The organism is Stutzerimonas stutzeri RCH2 (genome assembly GCF_000327065.1).
Lineage (GTDB): Bacteria > Pseudomonadota > Gammaproteobacteria > Pseudomonadales > Pseudomonadaceae > Stutzerimonas > Stutzerimonas stutzeri_AE.
The window spans coordinates 2,628,582-2,643,698 of record NC_019936.1; the positions used below are offsets into that span (position 1 = coordinate 2,628,582).

Genomic DNA, 15,117 nt, shown 5'->3' on the forward strand with positions numbered 1-15,117 from the left:
TCCCGATGCTACTGGTCAGCCGCAGCCAGGCAAAGCACAGGAAACGCCCGGTGACGAGTTTGTGACCCGGGCCTTGATCCAGCACCATGCGCAGCATGGCAGCCCGGCTTAGGCTGAGCAGATCAAAGGTCAACAGGAGGACCCGATGTCCACACCCGCTTCACGTTGCTGGCATGCGCAACACGCCGAGCAGACGCTCCAACAGCTGGACACCTCGCCTGCCGGACTGACCACCGAGCAAGTGCAGCAGCGCCTCGAGACCTTCGGCCCCAACCGTTTGCCACGGCGGCGCCGCAACGGGCCGCTTATGCGGTTCCTGCTGCAATTTCACAACCTGCTGATCTACGTTCTGCTGCTCTCGGCGCTGGTCACCGTTGCCCTGGGTGAATGGCTGGATAGTGCGGTGATCTTCGGGGTGGTGGTTATCAACGCTATCGTCGGCTTCATCCAGGAGGGCAAGGCGGAACAGGCGATGCGTGCCATCCAGCGCATGCTCACGCTCGACAGCAAGGTGCGCCGCGGCGGGCGGACGCTCAACGTTCCGGCCGAACAACTGGTGCCTGGCGATATGGTGCTGCTGGAAGCCGGCGACCGGGTACCGGCGGACATGCGCCTGCTCGAATGCCGCGATCTGCGCATCGAGGAAGCGGCCCTTACCGGTGAGTCGCTGCCGACCGGCAAGCAGGTGGAGCCCGTGGCTCGCGATGCCAGCATCGGTGATCGTTACAGCATGGCGTACTCAGGCACCCTGGTCAGTGCCGGTAGCGGCACCGGGGTGGTGGTGGCGACTGCGGGCAAAACCGAGCTGGGGCAGATCAGTCATATGCTCGGCGAGGTCGTCAGCCTGCAGACACCGCTGCTCGGCGATATGGCGCGCTTCGCCCGGGTGCTCACCTTCATCATTCTGGCGCTGGCGCTAGGCACCTACCTGTTTGGCGTCGGTTTGCGCGGCTATTCATCCGACGAGATGCTGCTGGCGGCGGTCGGTCTGGCGGTTGCAGCCATACCCGAAGGGCTACCGGCGGTCCTCACCATCACCCTTGCGCTTGGTGTGCAGCGCATGGCCCGGCGGCGCGCCATCATCCGCCGCCTGCCCGCCGTGGAGAGCCTGGGTGCGGTGACGGTGATCTGCTCCGACAAGACCGGCACCCTGACGCGCAACGAAATGACCGTGCAGCTGGTGGTCACCGCGGCAAACCGTTATCAGATCGAAGGCGTCGGCTACGCACCAACCGGCGAGGTTCGCGGCGAGAATGGTCAGCCCTGCGCAATCGACCAGCCCAGTGATCTGCACGCGCTGGGTCGCGCCGGCCTGCTGTGCAACAGCGCCAGCCTGCTGCATGACGGCTCGCAATGGAGCATCACCGGCGACCCCACCGAGGCCGCCCTGTTGACCCTCGCAGGCAAGCTGGGGATGACTGCGACCCACGAGCTAGCCCACACCCCACGTGTCGACAGCATCCCGTTCAGCTCGGAACGGCGCAGCATGTCCAGCCTGCACCACGACCATTCCGGCCACGGCCTGATCTACATGATCGGCGCTCCGGAACGGCTGCTGGAGGTGTGCAACCAGCAATTGGTCGATGGCAGCGCCGAACCTCTGAACCCTTCCTACTGGCATACCGTGCTTTCCGAGGGCGCCGCTCAGGGCCTGCGCATGCTCGGCCTGGCCGTGCGCGCGCTCGGCGCGCCGCACCATGAACTGAACTATGCGGACCTGGAGGGTGATTTCGTCCTGCTCGGCCTGGTCGGCATGCTCGATCCGCCGCGTGAGGAAGCCATCGCCGCCATCGCCGAATGCCGTCAGGCAGGTATTGCGGTGAAGATGATCACTGGCGACCACGCCGAAACCGCTGCGGCAATCGCGCGGCGTCTCGGTCTGGGCAGCAGCGCGCCGATCACCGGAGCCGAACTCGACAGGCTCAGCGACGCCGAGCTCGACGCGCGCCTGGGCGATACGACGGTCTTCGCTCGCACCAGCCCGGCGCACAAGCTGCGCCTGGTGCAACGCCTGCAGGCCGGTGGCGCTCGCGTCGCGATGACCGGCGATGGCGTCAATGATGCGCCGGCGCTCAAGCGTGCCGACATCGGCGTGGCCATGGGTATCAAGGGCACCGAGGTGGCCAAGGAAGCCGCGCAGATGGTCCTTGCCGATGACAATTTCGCCACCATCGCCAATGCCGTCGAGGAGGGCCGCACGGTCTATGACAACCTGAAGAAATCGATCCTGTTCATCCTGCCCACCAACGGTGGCGAGGCGTTGGTGCTGCTGGTTGCCATTGCTCTGGGGCTGACGCTGCCGATCACCCCGCTACAGATTCTCTGGGTCAACATGATCACCGCCGTAACCCTTGCCCTGGCGCTGGCCTTCGAGCCCGGCGAGGCCGACATCATGCGGCGGCCGCCGCGGAACCCGAACGCGGCGCTGTTGAGCACGCAACTGATGTGGCGAGTGCTGCTGGTGGCGGCGCTGATGACCGCGGCCTGTATCGGTGTCTTCGTCTATGCACAACAGCTGGGCTGGAGCATGGAACTCAGTCGCACCCTGGCGGTGAACACACTGGTCGCCTGCGAGATCGCCTATCTGTTCAGCAGTCGGCAGATCAATGCGCCGGCCCGCTTCGGCCTGCGTGACAACCCAATGGTCTGGGGGATGATAGTCCTGCTGAGCGTCCTGCAACTCGCCTTTACCCACTGGGCGCCGTTGCAGCGCCTATTCGCTACCCAATCGCTGGACGTGGTTGGCTGGGGGATCTGCCTGCTCGCCGGAGCCGCGTTACTGGTGGTGGTCGAGATGGAGAAGTGGTTGCGGCGACGCGCCGGCTGGCCACTCTGATCCAAACGCCGCGAAGGGACCAGCCCGCCCGGGGGCAGGCTGGTTGTTGGAGTACCGCTTTTAACGCCCGGCCCGTGACTCGCGCAGATAGAAGCGGGCCTTCTGCGCTTTCTGGGCACAGCCACGAAACGCCTCGAACTGCTGCTGGGTCTTGGCCCCGGTCAGCAAGGCCAGCGCCTTGGAATAGCTCACGGTTCCGGCAAAGCCTTCGGCTTCCGCCAGGCTTTGCTCCTTCCACGCCGCATCCAGCTCCGCCGCGCAACTGTCACGGTATGCGGTCTTGCCGGCACAGCCGGCCAACAGCACAACCAGCAAAGGTAAACTCAGCCAGGTTTTCATCGCATCATCCCTCGTGTGCCATTTCAGGAATTAAAGGCGCTCTTGCGCCTTCCGGTTACGCAAATACTCGACCACCGATCGCTGGTCGCCAGCGAACTCGATCCGCCCGGCCTTGCTTTCGCGCTGGTAGGCATACATCGGATCGTAGTACTCGCCGAGCAATGCCTCGATCCACCCCCGGTGCAGATCGACCGTGCCGCTGCGTGTCTGCTCCGCAAGTGCCTGATCCATTAGCAATGCCAGGCGCTGATAACGCTCGCCGCCGAGTCGCTTGTTGATATTGACCAGACTTTGCTGCAGACGCTCGGCGAAAGCAGCGAAACCGTTCTCACCCTGCTCGGCAATGAACTCCGCGCACAGGTCGATCACGTAATCCTTGAGGATCCGCTCGACGCGCCCTTCCAGGCTGTCTTCGAGCCAGATCAGGGGAAACTCCTGCATGCCATTGAACAGTGGTAGCGGAATCGAACAGCGGCCAACCAGACGCGCCTCGTCTTCGACCACAAACGTCTTGATGCCGGCGGCGCGCATCTTCAGCAGGCGGATCGCCAGAGCATTCTCGAAATCGATCTGCGCCGGCTGCGGCGTGGCACGCTTGCCGAAACTGGAACCGCGGTGATTGGCCAAGCCTTCCAGGTCCAGGCTGTTGTCTAGCTGCGCCAGGACCTCGGTCTTGCCGGTACCGGTCATGCCACCCACCAGCACGAAGTCGCACTGCTCGACAGCCTGGTCGATGGTGCCGAGCAGGAAATGGCGCATCGCCTTGTAGCCGCCGACGACACGCGGGTATTCGACACCCATTTCGTCCTTCAGCCACTGCTGGACGATCTGCGAACGCAGCCCACCGCGGAAGCAATACAGGTAGCCATTCGGATGGGCGCGAGCGAAGTCGGCCCAGGCCTGCAGGCGCTCGGCCTTGACCTTGCCGGAAACCAGTTGCTGGCCGAGTTCGATGGCCGCCTTCTGGCCGTGCTGCTTGTAGCAGGTGCCGACCTTCTGTCGCTCGATGTCGTTCATCAGCGGCAGGTTGACCACACCGGGAAAGGCGCCCTTGGCGAATTCCACCGGGGCGCGGGCATCCATCATCGGGACGTCATTGAGGAACAGCTGGCGGAAATCTTCGGTATCGCTGCGCATCAATGGACCTCGACCGCATGGCCGCGCGCTTCGACGAGCTGGCCGATGGGCTGCAGGTTCAGGCCGAGTTCGGCACAGACTGCGAGGAACTCCGCCTCGCCTTCCGGTGCCACGGCCACCAGCAATCCGCCACTGGTCTGCGGATCGCAGAGCAACTGCTTGTGACGCTCGTCGAGCGCGGCGATGCGCTCGCCGTAGCTGTCGAAATTGCGCTGGGTACCGCCAGGCACGCAGCCCTGCTCCAAGTAGTACTCGATGCCCGGCAAGCGCGGTACGCGCGCATAGTCGATCTCAGCAGTCAGCCCGCTGCCATCGGCCATTTCCACCAGGTGACCGAGCAGACCGAAGCCCGTGACATCGGTCATGGCGCGAACACCCTCGAGCTTGCCGAAGCGGCTGCCCGGCGTATTCAGCGTGCACATCCAGTCCCGCGCCAGCCCGACATCTTCGGCGCGCAGCTTGGCCTTCTTCTCGGCGGTGGTGAGGATGCCAATGCCCAATGGCTTGGTCAGGTACAGCCTGCAGCCGGGGGTGGCGGTGTCGTTGCGCTTCATCTGCTGCTTGTTCACCAGACCGGTGACCGCCAGGCCGAAGATCGGTTCGGGCGCATCGATCGAATGCCCGCCAGCCAGCGGAATACCCGCCGCATCGCAGACGGCACGGCCACCGGCGATGACCTCACGGGCAACTTCCGGCGGCAGCACGTTGACCGGCCAGCCAAGGATCGCGATAGCCATCAGCGGATCACCGCCCATGGCGTAGATGTCGCTGATCGCGTTGGTCGCCGCGATCCGGCCGAAATCGAAGGGGTCGTCGACGATGGGCATGAAGAAGTCGGTGGTCGAGACCACACCGCGCTCCTCGTCGATGCCATATACCGCTGCGTCATCGCGCGAGGCATTGCCGACCCACAGGCGCGGGTCGAGATTCTGCGCTCCGCTGCCGGCAAGAATCACGTCCAGCACCTTGGGCGATATCTTGCAGCCGCAGCCGGCGCCGTGACTGTACTGGGTGAGGCGGATCGGTTCGCTCATCGGGCTCTCTCGTGGCACAAGCACAAACGGGCGGCGATTGTAGCAAAGGCCGCCCGTCATTCGCCGATTGACGCAGACTCCCACCAGTCTTAACGGTACCGGGACGGATCAGCCCTTGCAGGCTCGCCGGCCAGGCATGAAGCTATCGCAAGTGCCACAGGGAGAACCGCATGAGTAAGAAAGTTGCACTGGTACTGGGATCGGGCGGCGCACGGGGCTATGCGCACATCGGCGTGATCGAAGAGCTGGAAGCGCGCGGCTATGAAATTGCCTGCATCGCCGGCTGCTCCATGGGCGCCGTGGTCGGCGGCATCTACGCGGCGGGCAAACTCGACGAGTATCGCAACTGGATCGAGAGCCTGGATTACCTGGACCTGCTGCGGCTGGTTGACCCGAGCTTCAGCCTCGGTGCGATACGCGGGGAAAAGGTTTTCGGTCGTATCCGCGACATGGTCGGCAAGATCCGCATCGAGGATCTGCCGATTCCGTTCACTGCGGTTGCCACGGACCTGACCAACCAGCAGGAAATCTGGTTTCAGGAAGGCAGCCTGGAACTGGCCATGCGCGCTTCCGCGGCCATTCCCAGCCTGTTCACGCCCGTGATGCAAGGCAATCGCATGCTGGTCGACGGCGGTCTGCTCAACCCCCTGCCAATCGTTCCGGTGGTGTCGGCACACTGCGACATGATCATCGCGGTCAACCTCAACGCCAACAACCATAAGCAGTATCCACTGCCTGAGGTGGTGCGCCCAGGGCGCTTCGATTCACTGGTCAACTCGATCAGTTCGCACATCCCGTTCTGGCGCAAGGACGAAGCTGAACTGGCCGGTGAGCTCGACGACCTTCGTGCCGGCGAACTGCTGCGCGGCGATCAACCGCCTGCAGCGCCGACCAGCCAGAGCGCACCGAAGTCTGCCGAAGGCGCGACGGTGATCGACGTCACCGGCCCGGCATCGCTGCTGGAGCTGATCAACCAGAGCTTCGACGTCATGCAGTCGTCACTGGCGCAATACAAGATCGCCGGCTACCCGCCAAACGTGCTGGTCAACATTCCCAAGCGGGCCTGCCGCTTCTACGAGTTCTACAAGGCCCCCGAGCTGATCGAACTGGGCCGCATCGTCGCCCACGACGCGTTGATCCGCTACGAAGAGGAACAGTGAGCGAGCCTTCGCTTACTGTCCAAGTGGGTCGCGCGGTTCGCCCGGGAGTAGCGGCGACTCGTGCGAGGGCATCGTCGGCACCTCCTTGATCAACCAGTCGCCCAGCAGGCTGTAGGCAACCGCAAGCAGGGTCGGGCCGAGGAATAGCCCCATGAAACCGAAAGCAAGGATGCCGCCGAACACGCCAAGCAGCACCACAACCAGCGGCAGGTTGCCGCCACGGCTGATCAGGTAGGGCTTGAGCACGTTGTCCACGCCACTGATGACGAACATGCCCCAGATTCCAAGGAAGATCGCCATCCCGTAGTCGCCCTGCCAGGCCAGCCAGGCGACGGCAGGGCCCCAGATCAGTGGCGGCACCATGATAAAGCTGCAGGCGAACGTCAGCAGGCCGAGCACCAGCGCACCCGGAATCCCGGCGATGAGAAACCCGATGTAGGCCAGGATCGCCTGGGCCGCAGCCGTACCGATCACGCCGTTGACCACGCGCTGCACCGTACCGGCCACGAGCTCCAGGTAATGATCGGCGCGGTCACCGATCAGCCGGTGCAACAGGCTATGGACGAATGCGGACAAACGGGGCCCGTCACGGTAGAAGAAAAACACCAGCACCAGGCTCAAGGCCAGCTCAAGCATGCCGCCACCGATCCGTGCGCTGCGCACCAGCAGCCAGTTCGCGACCTGGCCGATGTACGGACGGATGCTGGCGATCAGCGCCGTACCCTGCTCGTCGACGGTATCCCAGAAGCCCACAAGGGTATCGCCAATCAGCGGCAGCTCGCCCAGCCAGGTCGGGGCAGGCGGCAACCCTTCGACCTGAAGGTCGTGCAGCAAGGCATTGGCCTCACGGATCTGGTCGGCAATGTTGAAGCCGAGCCAAACCAGCGGTACCGCCACCAGTACCATCCAGCTGAAGGTAAGTAGCCCGGCAGCCAATGTGGCATTGCCGTCCAGCCAGCGGGTCAGCAGACGCATGACCGGCCAGCTGGCGAATGCCAGGACGGCGGCCCAAAACAATGCGGAGGCAAACGGTGCCAGCACCCAGAGGCACGCAGCCAGCAGCCCGAGCAGCAGAATCTGCGCCAACAGGCGGTCATTGTTGAGCATGTGAACGTACCCTGGGAATTAGAGCCGCGCCCATGATCAGGGCGCGAAACAAGAACCGCTATTGCAGCCGTTACGCAGGATCAGCGCAATAGCCGAATGACCAGGCCCGGTTCCTGGGACTCGTCGACTTCCAGCCGCCCGCCACGGATGCGCTCGACGATCAGCGCTTCGCGCCAGGCTGCCGCACCTTGTCCGGCCAGACTGACACGCGTGGTGCTGTCCAGGCTCAGCACATTGGCGAGCAGAGCTCCCCACTCGGCGGTCGGTTCGTCTGCCAGGCGTGGCAAACGCAGCTCGCCAGTGCTGCGCAACTGCCGCAACAGCGTCGCTGCCGTGGGCAGTACCGCAGCCAGGGGTTCATTGCTTTGCAGTTGTTCGACGTGCAGATAAGGTCTGCCATTGCCGCGGGTTATCCCGTACAAGGCAACCAGATCGTTTTCGGCATCGGGTAGACGGGCCAGCAGATACGCCTGCTGCGCTTCCGGACCGTAGAGCATGGATTTACCGAAAATAGCGTTGGCCCAGAGGCTGCTCGAACCGCACTCGCGACCCTCGCACCAGAACAGCAGTTCGGCGCCCTGGCGCAGCAGCTCGCTGCGGGCCTGGGTGAAGGCTTCGATACCGGTATGCGTATTTGGCAACTGGTAGGTCACTGCCGTCAGTTCACCCGAAACGACCACCTGCGCTGCCATGCGCAAGTTGCCACTGATGCGACGGATGGAGTCCTGGGGATAGATGCGCTCCTGCACCTGCGACTGCCGATAATCGACGATCTGCGCCTGGGCAAAACGTGGCAGCCGCTCGAGATCGGCACTGCCGGTAACGTCCGCGGCCACGGCAACTGTGGATACCAAGACCGATGCCGCGATCCATGCACTTCGCATAACACTCCTCAACGGGTCACCCGTGGCTGTTTGCCGAAACTCAGCGAATGCGGCAAGCCGAGGTCCGTCGGGACAAACGCAAGGGCGCAGCCGGGGGCCGTCGCGACTCTGAAGCAATCGATCATTGCGCTGGCTCTGCTGGAAACGTTGCCTCCCAGCCTCGCCAGTTGGCAAAAGCAAGTCAAGCGAGGCTTTGCGAGAGAGTATTGCAAACGCCCGGCATCACTCAGCGGTAGAAGAAGGCATTGAACACCGCAGCCACCGCTTCCGCGCCCGCCTCATCGTCCAGATGCAGATGATGTCCACCGGGCAGCCGCTGCACATCGAAGGGAAAGCCATCGATCAACTTCACCAGCTCCGGCTCGTTCATCAGCCCCTGCTCCGCCAGCACCAGAGTAGTCGGGCAGGCAACCTGCGCGACAAACGCCAGCGCATGGGCACGGGTCAGCCGCATCGCCGAAGGCAGCATCAGCCGGGCATCGGTGCGCCAGGTATAGCCGCCGGGCACCGGCATCAACCCGCGTTGGGCCAGTAGTTCGGCTGCCTCACGGCTGACCGCGCCGACGCCCTTCATGCGCGCTTCCACCGCCTGAACGAAGTTCGCGTAAACCGGCTTGCGTTTGTCGTCGACCGCAAGCAGCGCCTCGAGCGCCGCACCAAGCTTCTTCGGTGCGCTGTCCGCCTCGCCGGTGTAAGGGATGACGCCGTCTATCAATGCCAGTCGTTCGATGCGTTGGGGCAGTGCGCCGGCCAACAGCACCGAAACGATGGCGCCCATGGAATGCCCCAGCAAGGAAAAGCGTTGCCAGCCGAACTGTTCGGCTACCTGTAGCACGTCATGAGCGTATTCCCAGATGTTGTAGGCGGCACCAGCGGGACGATGTTCGGAATGACCGTGTCCAGGCAGATCCAGCGCGACAATCCGCAAACCCCTGAGGCGCGGCGCAAGCCGGCTAAAGGTCGCGGCATTGTCGAGCCAGCCATGCAGGGCGATAACCGGCTTGCCGTCTTCCGGACCGTACAGGTGCGCCGCGACTTCCAGATGCGGCAGGCTCAGCCGCACCTCCTCGAACACCAGGCTCATGCCACCCCCTCGGTAAGCTCGCCGTGGGTGCCCCAGCGGGCCAGCAGTTCGCGAAGCTTGTCCGCTGTCTGCTGCGGCCGCTCGAAAGGAAACATGTGGCCACCCGGCAGCGTATGCGCCTCGCCGCGCGCCATAAGCCGTAGCAGATAGGCGTGATGCGGCAGCACGACACGGCTGTCGCGCCCACGCACCATGGCCAGAGGAATCTTCAATGCCGGCGGCCAGCCCGGCGTCAGATGCGGCACGCTGCGGTAGATGCTGATTTCGGTCTGCGGATCGAAACGCAGACGCACGCCCTGCCCTGCGGGTTCCAGACCATGTTCGATATAGGCCTCCAGGCACTCCGGATCGAAGTGGCTGAACAGCGCCTTGCCGGCGAAGTAGGCGCGCGCCTCCTCGACGCTGGAGAACTGCTCGCGCCGCCCAAGCGTCCGCCCTGCCGGGGTCAGCCGATCAATGAAGCCCAGGCGCTTGGCGGCCCATATGACGGTCTGATCGAACCAGGTCGGAAGCGGCGAATCCAGCATGACGACGCCGTGATACAACTCGGGCCGCAGCAGCGCGGCGCGATAATGCAGCATGCCGCCGAACGAATGCCCTATCCCCCAGACGGGTTCGTGCAAGCGTTCGAGCTGCTCGAACAGCTCATCGAGCAGATTGTTCCAGTTATCGTCAACGGGAAAGCGCGGGTCATGGCCATGACGATCCATGTGCGTGACCTCGTACTCGGGTGCGAGGGCATCGAACAGCTTGCGATAGGTCGCCGAAGGGAAGCCGTTGGCGTGGGCGAAGAAGATACGCTGGGACATGAAGGCATTGCCGGACAGACTGAACGCCCATTGTCTGGCAGGCCCTGGCATGCGGCAATCGCCATAGGCCTGCCGAATGAAGGGCATTCAGGCCAATCAGCAGGTCACTATGACGGCAGGCTGCAAATCAGCCCGCACCGTTGCCCTTGTCCAGCGGCACGATAGCCACGGTCAGCCGCGAAATGCAGCTGGGCTTGCCGTCCTCCCCGCTCAGGCGAATATCCCAGACATGCGTCGAGCGTCCCAGGTGCACCGCTCGGCAAACGCCGGTCACACGGCCACTGCGCAGGCCGCGCAGATGATTGGCGTTCACCTCCAGTCCGACGCAGTAGAACTTGCTGGTGTCGATGCAGTGATAGCTCGCCATCGAGCCGAGGGTCTCGGCCAACACCACCGAAGCGCCGCCATGGAGCAGACCATAGGGCTGATGGGTACGGGCATCGACCGGCATGCTTGCGGTGATCGAGACGTCGTCGAAGGATTCGAAGCGTATATCCAGCAGATCACTGATGGTGTTCTTGCGGGTGCTGTGAAGCGCTTCCAGGTCGGGTTGACGGTGCCAGATGCTCAAGACAGGTACTCCTGATGGTTATTGTTCTGCGGTCAGGCTCGCCCCAAGTGCAAGGCGAGCCGCCCAACCCTAACCAACGTGATGCACGGAAACCAGTCGCATCAGCCCTCCGGCAATCGCTTCGCCTTCCAGCTCAACCAGTGAAGCCGTCGCCATGGGCAGCGGATCGGCGTAATGACCGTTGATCAACCAGCCCGCCAGGTTGCCGACAAACGGCTGATGCGTGACCAGCAGCAGGTCGCTTTCGCCCCGCAGGTCCAGCTCGCGCAATGCCTCGGCAAGATCGGATTCCGGTGTCGCCCAGTCAACCGTCTCGCAGTGACCGGCAAAGCCGAGCGCCTTGCGTACCTCGTCCGCAGTCTGCTGTGCGCGCCGAAACGGACTTACCAGAATCGTCTGCAGCGGCTTGCCACGCAGAAATGTGGCGCTGCGGCGCACGTCACGTCGACCACCCTCGGTCAGATTGCGCTCGGCATCGGTACGGGCCTGCGGCTCGGCTTCACCATGTCGCAACAACCATAGCCTCATGGAGTCGGCCCCTGCTGGGGATCTTTCGGCTCGACCGGTGGCACCGGCGGGACCGGATTGCTCAGCTCCACATCGGCCGGCCTGGGCGTCGGCCAGTCGGACAGCGGCCAGGGCTTGCGCTCGGTATTGAAGGTGGCGAAGCGACCGATCTGCGCGATGTACTGGCTGAGGCTGTCGCCAAACGCCTGCAGGCTGGAATCCGGGTGCCCCTTGACCAGGCGCATCACCAGCTGCAGCACCACGACCACCAGCAGCGCCAGCTCGGCCAATTGCCAGACGAAAAAGAAGATCAGCATCCAGAGGGCCCGCAGGATCAGTGACTCCCGGTCCGTGGCCTGGTTAGATTGGTTCATGAAGGTTTCCCCTACGCTCGGCTCAGAATCCGTCGGTTGAAATGAAATCCACATCGGTCTTCGGCTCGCCGCGCATCAGTACACCGATGATCTGATCCAGCGTACGCCCCTCGAACAGGACGGCATGGAGACCCGCGACCAGCGGCATGTAGACCTGCAGCTCCTCGGCCTTGCACTTGAGCACCTTGATGGTATTCACGCCCTCGGCGACCTCGCCCAGCCGGGAAACCGCCTCGTCGAGGCTGAGCCCTTCACCGAGCGCATAGCCGACCTGGAAATTGCGGCTCTTTTGCGATGTGCAGGTGACGATCAGATCGCCTACGCCAGCCAGGCCGAGAAAGGTCATGGGATTGGCCCCGAGCTTCACGGCGAATCGCGTCATCTCCGCCAGCGCCCGGGTAATCAGCATGCTGCGCGTGTTCTCGCCCATGCCCAGTGCGGCAGCCATACCCGCCATGATCGCGTAAACATTCTTCAGCGCCCCACCCAACTCGACGCCGAAGCGATCCGAGCTTGCGTAGACGCGGAAGGTGCGGCCGTGCAGCACCTGCTGGACGCTGCGGCAGAGCGCTTCGTCCTGACTTGCCACGACCGTTGCGGTCAGCGCGTGCTCGGCCACCTCACGTGCCAGGTTCGGGCCAGACAACACGCCGATGCGGGCATCTGGCGCAATCTGTTCGAGAATCTGGCTCATCAGCATGAAACCATCGGCCTCGATACCCTTGGTGGTGCTGACCAGCATCTTGCCGCCAAGCTGCTTCGCGAACGGCTGCAGCGCCTGGCGCAATGCGCTGGATGGCAGCGCGACAAAGATCAGCTCGCAGGCATCCAGGGTCGACGGCAGGTCGGTGGTCGGCTCCACCTGCTTGAGAATCTCCACACCTTTTAGATAGCGAGGGTTCTGCCGCAGCGTCCGGATGCTCTCAGCCTGCTCGGGATCACGCATCCAGAGCAGAACGTGGTGACCGTTCTCGGCCAGCAGATTGGCGATTGCGGTACCGAAACTGCCGCCGCCGAGTACGGCGATGGGTTGCTGTCGTGTCATGTGGGTTCCGTTATGAGCCATTCGAAATGGCAGTGCCGGGCATTATACGTTTCGCGTTCACAGCGGCCAGCGCAACCACCACAGCCCGTGAAATCATTCGGTTACAGTTGGATCGAAAGGCAGTCGAAGCCCGCCCGACCCGTTGGAACAAGGCTTCAATCGATCCATGCAACCGTCACTGCAACGATTGTCTATAGAGGACAAGCTGTCGCAAGGTCCTCGTTAGCCTTTCAGGAGTGTTAAAGTAGCCGCCCGATTCTGTCTTTGCGTCCTTCAGCCGCAGGTACGGGTTGAATGGCGTCGCTGTTGGCAGGCTGTGACTTTAGCCACAACGCGGCAGTCTATGACTAGTCTTGATGATCAGGCCTCGAATTCTGGCCCGGTATGTAAGCAGCAAAGCCCTTCGCAAGGGGCCCATTGAGGAATACGCATGACCAAACAACACGCCTTTACTCGGGAAGACCTGCTTCGTTGCAGCCGCGGCGAACTCTTCGGTCCCGGTAATGCGCAACTGCCCGCGCCGAACATGCTGATGGTCGATCGTATCGTTCACATCAGCGAAGTGGGCGGCAAGTATGGCAAGGGCGAACTGGTTGCCGAACTGGATATCAACCCTGATCTCTGGTTCTTCGCTTGCCATTTCGAAGGCGATCCGGTCATGCCCGGCTGCCTGGGCCTGGATGCCATGTGGCAGCTGGTCGGCTTCTACCTCGGCTGGCAGGGCAACCCTGGGCGCGGCCGCGCGCTGGGTTCCGGCGAAGTGAAGTTCTTCGGTCAGGTACTGCCGACCGCCAAGAAAGTCACCTACAACATCCACATCAAGCGCACCATCAATCGCTCGCTGATCCTCGGCATCGCCGATGGCACCGTCAGCGTTGATGGCCGCGAGATCTACAGTGCCGAAGGTTTGCGCGTCGGCCTGTTCACCTCTACCGACAGCTTTTGAAGGACATCCGCATGCGTCGCGTCGTGATCACTGGCCTGGGTATCGTTTCCTGCCTGGGCAATGACAAAGAGACCGTCTCCGGCAACCTGCGCGCCGGCCGCCCCGGCATTCGCTTCAACCAGTCCTACGCGGACATGGGGCTGCGCAGCCAGGTTTCCGGTTCCGTCAACCTGAACCTCGAAGAGCTGATCGACCGCAAGGTTCTGCGCTTCATGGGCGACGCTGCCGCCTATGCCTATCTGGCAATGGAGCAGGCGGTCAAGGACGCCGGTTTCAGCCTCGATGACATCTCCAACCCGCGCATCGGCCTGGTGGCCGGTTCCGGTGGTGCTTCCACCATCAACCAGATGGAAGCCATCGACATCCTGCGCGACAAGGGCGTCAAGCGCATCGGCCCATATCGCGTACCGCGCACCATGAGCAGCACCGTTTCTGCCTGCCTGGCGACGCCGTTCCGCATCAAGGGCATCAACTACTCCATCGCTTCGGCCTGCGCCACCAGCGCGCATTGCATCGGCCATGCCATGGAGCAGATCCAGATGGGCAAGCAGGACGTGGTGTTCGCTGGTGGCGGTGAAGAAGAGCACTGGAGCCAGAGCTGCCTGTTCGACGCCATGGGCGCGTTGTCCAGCCAGTACAACGAGACCCCGGAAAAGGCCTCCCGCGCCTATGACGCCAAGCGTGATGGTTTCGTCATTGCCGGCGGTGGCGGCATGGTCGTGGTCGAAGAACTGGAGCATGCGCTCAAGCGCGGCGCCAAGATCTACGCGGAAATCGTCGGCTACGGGGCTACTTCCGACGGCTACGACATGGTCGCGCCGAGCGGTGAAGGCGCGCTGCGCTGTATGCAGCAGGCGATGTCTACCGTGGACACCACCATCGACTACCTCAACACTCACGGCACCTCGACGCCAGTGGGCGATGTGGCCGAGATCAAGGCCGTGCGCAACATGTTTGGCGACAAGATCCCGACCATCAGCTCGACCAAGAGCTTGTCCGGTCACTCGCTGGGTGCCGCAGGCGTCCACGAAGCGATCTACTCGATGCTGATGATGGAAGGTAACTTCATCGCCGGCTCGGCCAACATCGACGAGCTGGACCCGGAAGTTGCCGACATGCCGATCCTGCGCGAAACCCGCGAGAACGCTCAGCTCGACACCGTGATGAGCAACAGCTTCGGCTTCGGTGGCACCAACGCGACTCTGGTGCTGCGCCGCTTCAAGGGCTGAGCCCTAGCGCCGGCAGAACGCCCCGACTAGTCGGGGCGTTTTCGTTTGTGCGCCC

The 15,117-nt window shown here is 63.2% G+C and carries 15 protein-coding genes; 4 read left to right on the forward strand and 11 right to left on the reverse strand.

Translation table 11 applies throughout. The features are described 5' to 3' along the window. The first annotated feature begins 145 nt into the window (after positions 1-145). Complete coding sequence (locus tag PSEST_RS11985) at positions 146-2,836, forward strand: HAD-IC family P-type ATPase (protein ID WP_015277243.1); 2,691 nt, start codon at positions 146-148, stop codon at positions 2,834-2,836. Between the two features lie 60 nt (positions 2,837-2,896). On the opposite strand, the gene PSEST_RS11990 is transcribed toward PSEST_RS11985, so the two are convergent. The 3 genes from PSEST_RS11990 to selD are packed head-to-tail and all read right to left on the reverse strand — an operon-like array spanning position 2,897 to position 5,346. Next, positions 2,897-3,175 (reverse strand): hypothetical protein, encoded by a 279-nt coding sequence (locus PSEST_RS11990; protein ID WP_015277244.1) that lies wholly within the window; start codon positions 3,173-3,175, stop codon positions 2,897-2,899. Between the two features lie 30 nt (positions 3,176-3,205). Next, entirely contained in the window at positions 3,206-4,312 is a 1,107-nt protein-coding gene (gene mnmH / locus PSEST_RS11995) for a tRNA 2-selenouridine(34) synthase MnmH (RefSeq protein WP_015277245.1), read from the reverse strand. After that, positions 4,312-5,346: a selenide, water dikinase SelD gene (gene selD / locus PSEST_RS12000; RefSeq protein WP_015277246.1), complete on the reverse strand. Its 1,035-nt coding sequence runs from the start codon at positions 5,344-5,346 to the stop codon at positions 4,312-4,314. Before selD ends, mnmH begins: the two co-directional genes overlap by 1 nt. 170 nt (positions 5,347-5,516) lie before the next feature. On the opposite strand from selD, the gene PSEST_RS12005 reads away from it, so the two are divergent. After that, complete coding sequence (locus PSEST_RS12005) at positions 5,517-6,506, forward strand: patatin-like phospholipase family protein (RefSeq protein ID WP_015277247.1); 990 nt, start codon at positions 5,517-5,519, stop codon at positions 6,504-6,506. Between the two features lie 12 nt (positions 6,507-6,518). Here the strand turns inward: PSEST_RS12005 and PSEST_RS12010 are convergent, their stop codons facing one another. The 8 genes from PSEST_RS12010 to PSEST_RS12045 form a co-directional block, all read right to left on the reverse strand. After that, positions 6,519-7,613, reverse strand: coding sequence for an AI-2E family transporter (locus PSEST_RS12010; RefSeq protein WP_015277248.1), 1,095 nt, complete (start codon positions 7,611-7,613; stop codon positions 6,519-6,521). A gap of 80 nt (positions 7,614-7,693) precedes the next feature. Further along, positions 7,694-8,497: a DUF4892 domain-containing protein gene (locus tag PSEST_RS12015; RefSeq protein ID WP_015277249.1), complete on the reverse strand. Its 804-nt coding sequence runs from the start codon at positions 8,495-8,497 to the stop codon at positions 7,694-7,696. Between the two features lie 226 nt (positions 8,498-8,723). After that, on the reverse strand, positions 8,724-9,581 hold the full coding sequence (locus tag PSEST_RS12020) for an alpha/beta hydrolase (RefSeq protein WP_015277250.1): 858 nt from the start codon (positions 9,579-9,581) through the stop codon (positions 8,724-8,726). Then, positions 9,578-10,390, reverse strand: coding sequence for an alpha/beta fold hydrolase (locus tag PSEST_RS12025; protein ID WP_041757007.1), 813 nt, complete (start codon positions 10,388-10,390; stop codon positions 9,578-9,580). The genes PSEST_RS12020 and PSEST_RS12025 overlap by 4 nt, the downstream gene beginning before the upstream one ends. 127 nt (positions 10,391-10,517) lie before the next feature. After that, a complete protein-coding gene (locus PSEST_RS12030; RefSeq protein WP_015277252.1) occupies positions 10,518-10,961 on the reverse strand; it encodes a hotdog fold thioesterase in 444 nt (147 codons plus the stop codon). 69 nt (positions 10,962-11,030) lie between these two features. After that, on the reverse strand, positions 11,031-11,489 hold the full coding sequence (gene sixA, locus PSEST_RS12035) for a phosphohistidine phosphatase SixA (RefSeq protein WP_015277253.1): 459 nt from the start codon (positions 11,487-11,489) through the stop codon (positions 11,031-11,033). Further along, a complete protein-coding gene (locus PSEST_RS12040; RefSeq protein ID WP_015277254.1) occupies positions 11,486-11,842 on the reverse strand; it encodes a DUF4389 domain-containing protein in 357 nt (118 codons plus the stop codon). Before PSEST_RS12040 ends, sixA begins: the two co-directional genes overlap by 4 nt. Positions 11,843-11,864: 22 nt before the next feature. Then, complete coding sequence (locus tag PSEST_RS12045; protein WP_015277255.1) at positions 11,865-12,887, reverse strand: NAD(P)H-dependent glycerol-3-phosphate dehydrogenase; 1,023 nt, start codon at positions 12,885-12,887, stop codon at positions 11,865-11,867. A 430-nt stretch (positions 12,888-13,317) separates the two neighbouring features. Between PSEST_RS12045 and fabA the strand changes: the two genes are divergently transcribed. Next, on the forward strand, positions 13,318-13,833 hold the full coding sequence (gene fabA / locus PSEST_RS12050; RefSeq protein ID WP_003285418.1) for a 3-hydroxyacyl-[acyl-carrier-protein] dehydratase FabA: 516 nt from the start codon (positions 13,318-13,320) through the stop codon (positions 13,831-13,833). Between the two features lie 11 nt (positions 13,834-13,844). Then, complete coding sequence (fabB, locus tag PSEST_RS12055; protein WP_015277256.1) at positions 13,845-15,062, forward strand: beta-ketoacyl-ACP synthase I; 1,218 nt, start codon at positions 13,845-13,847, stop codon at positions 15,060-15,062. Positions 15,063-15,117 lie beyond the last annotated feature (55 nt).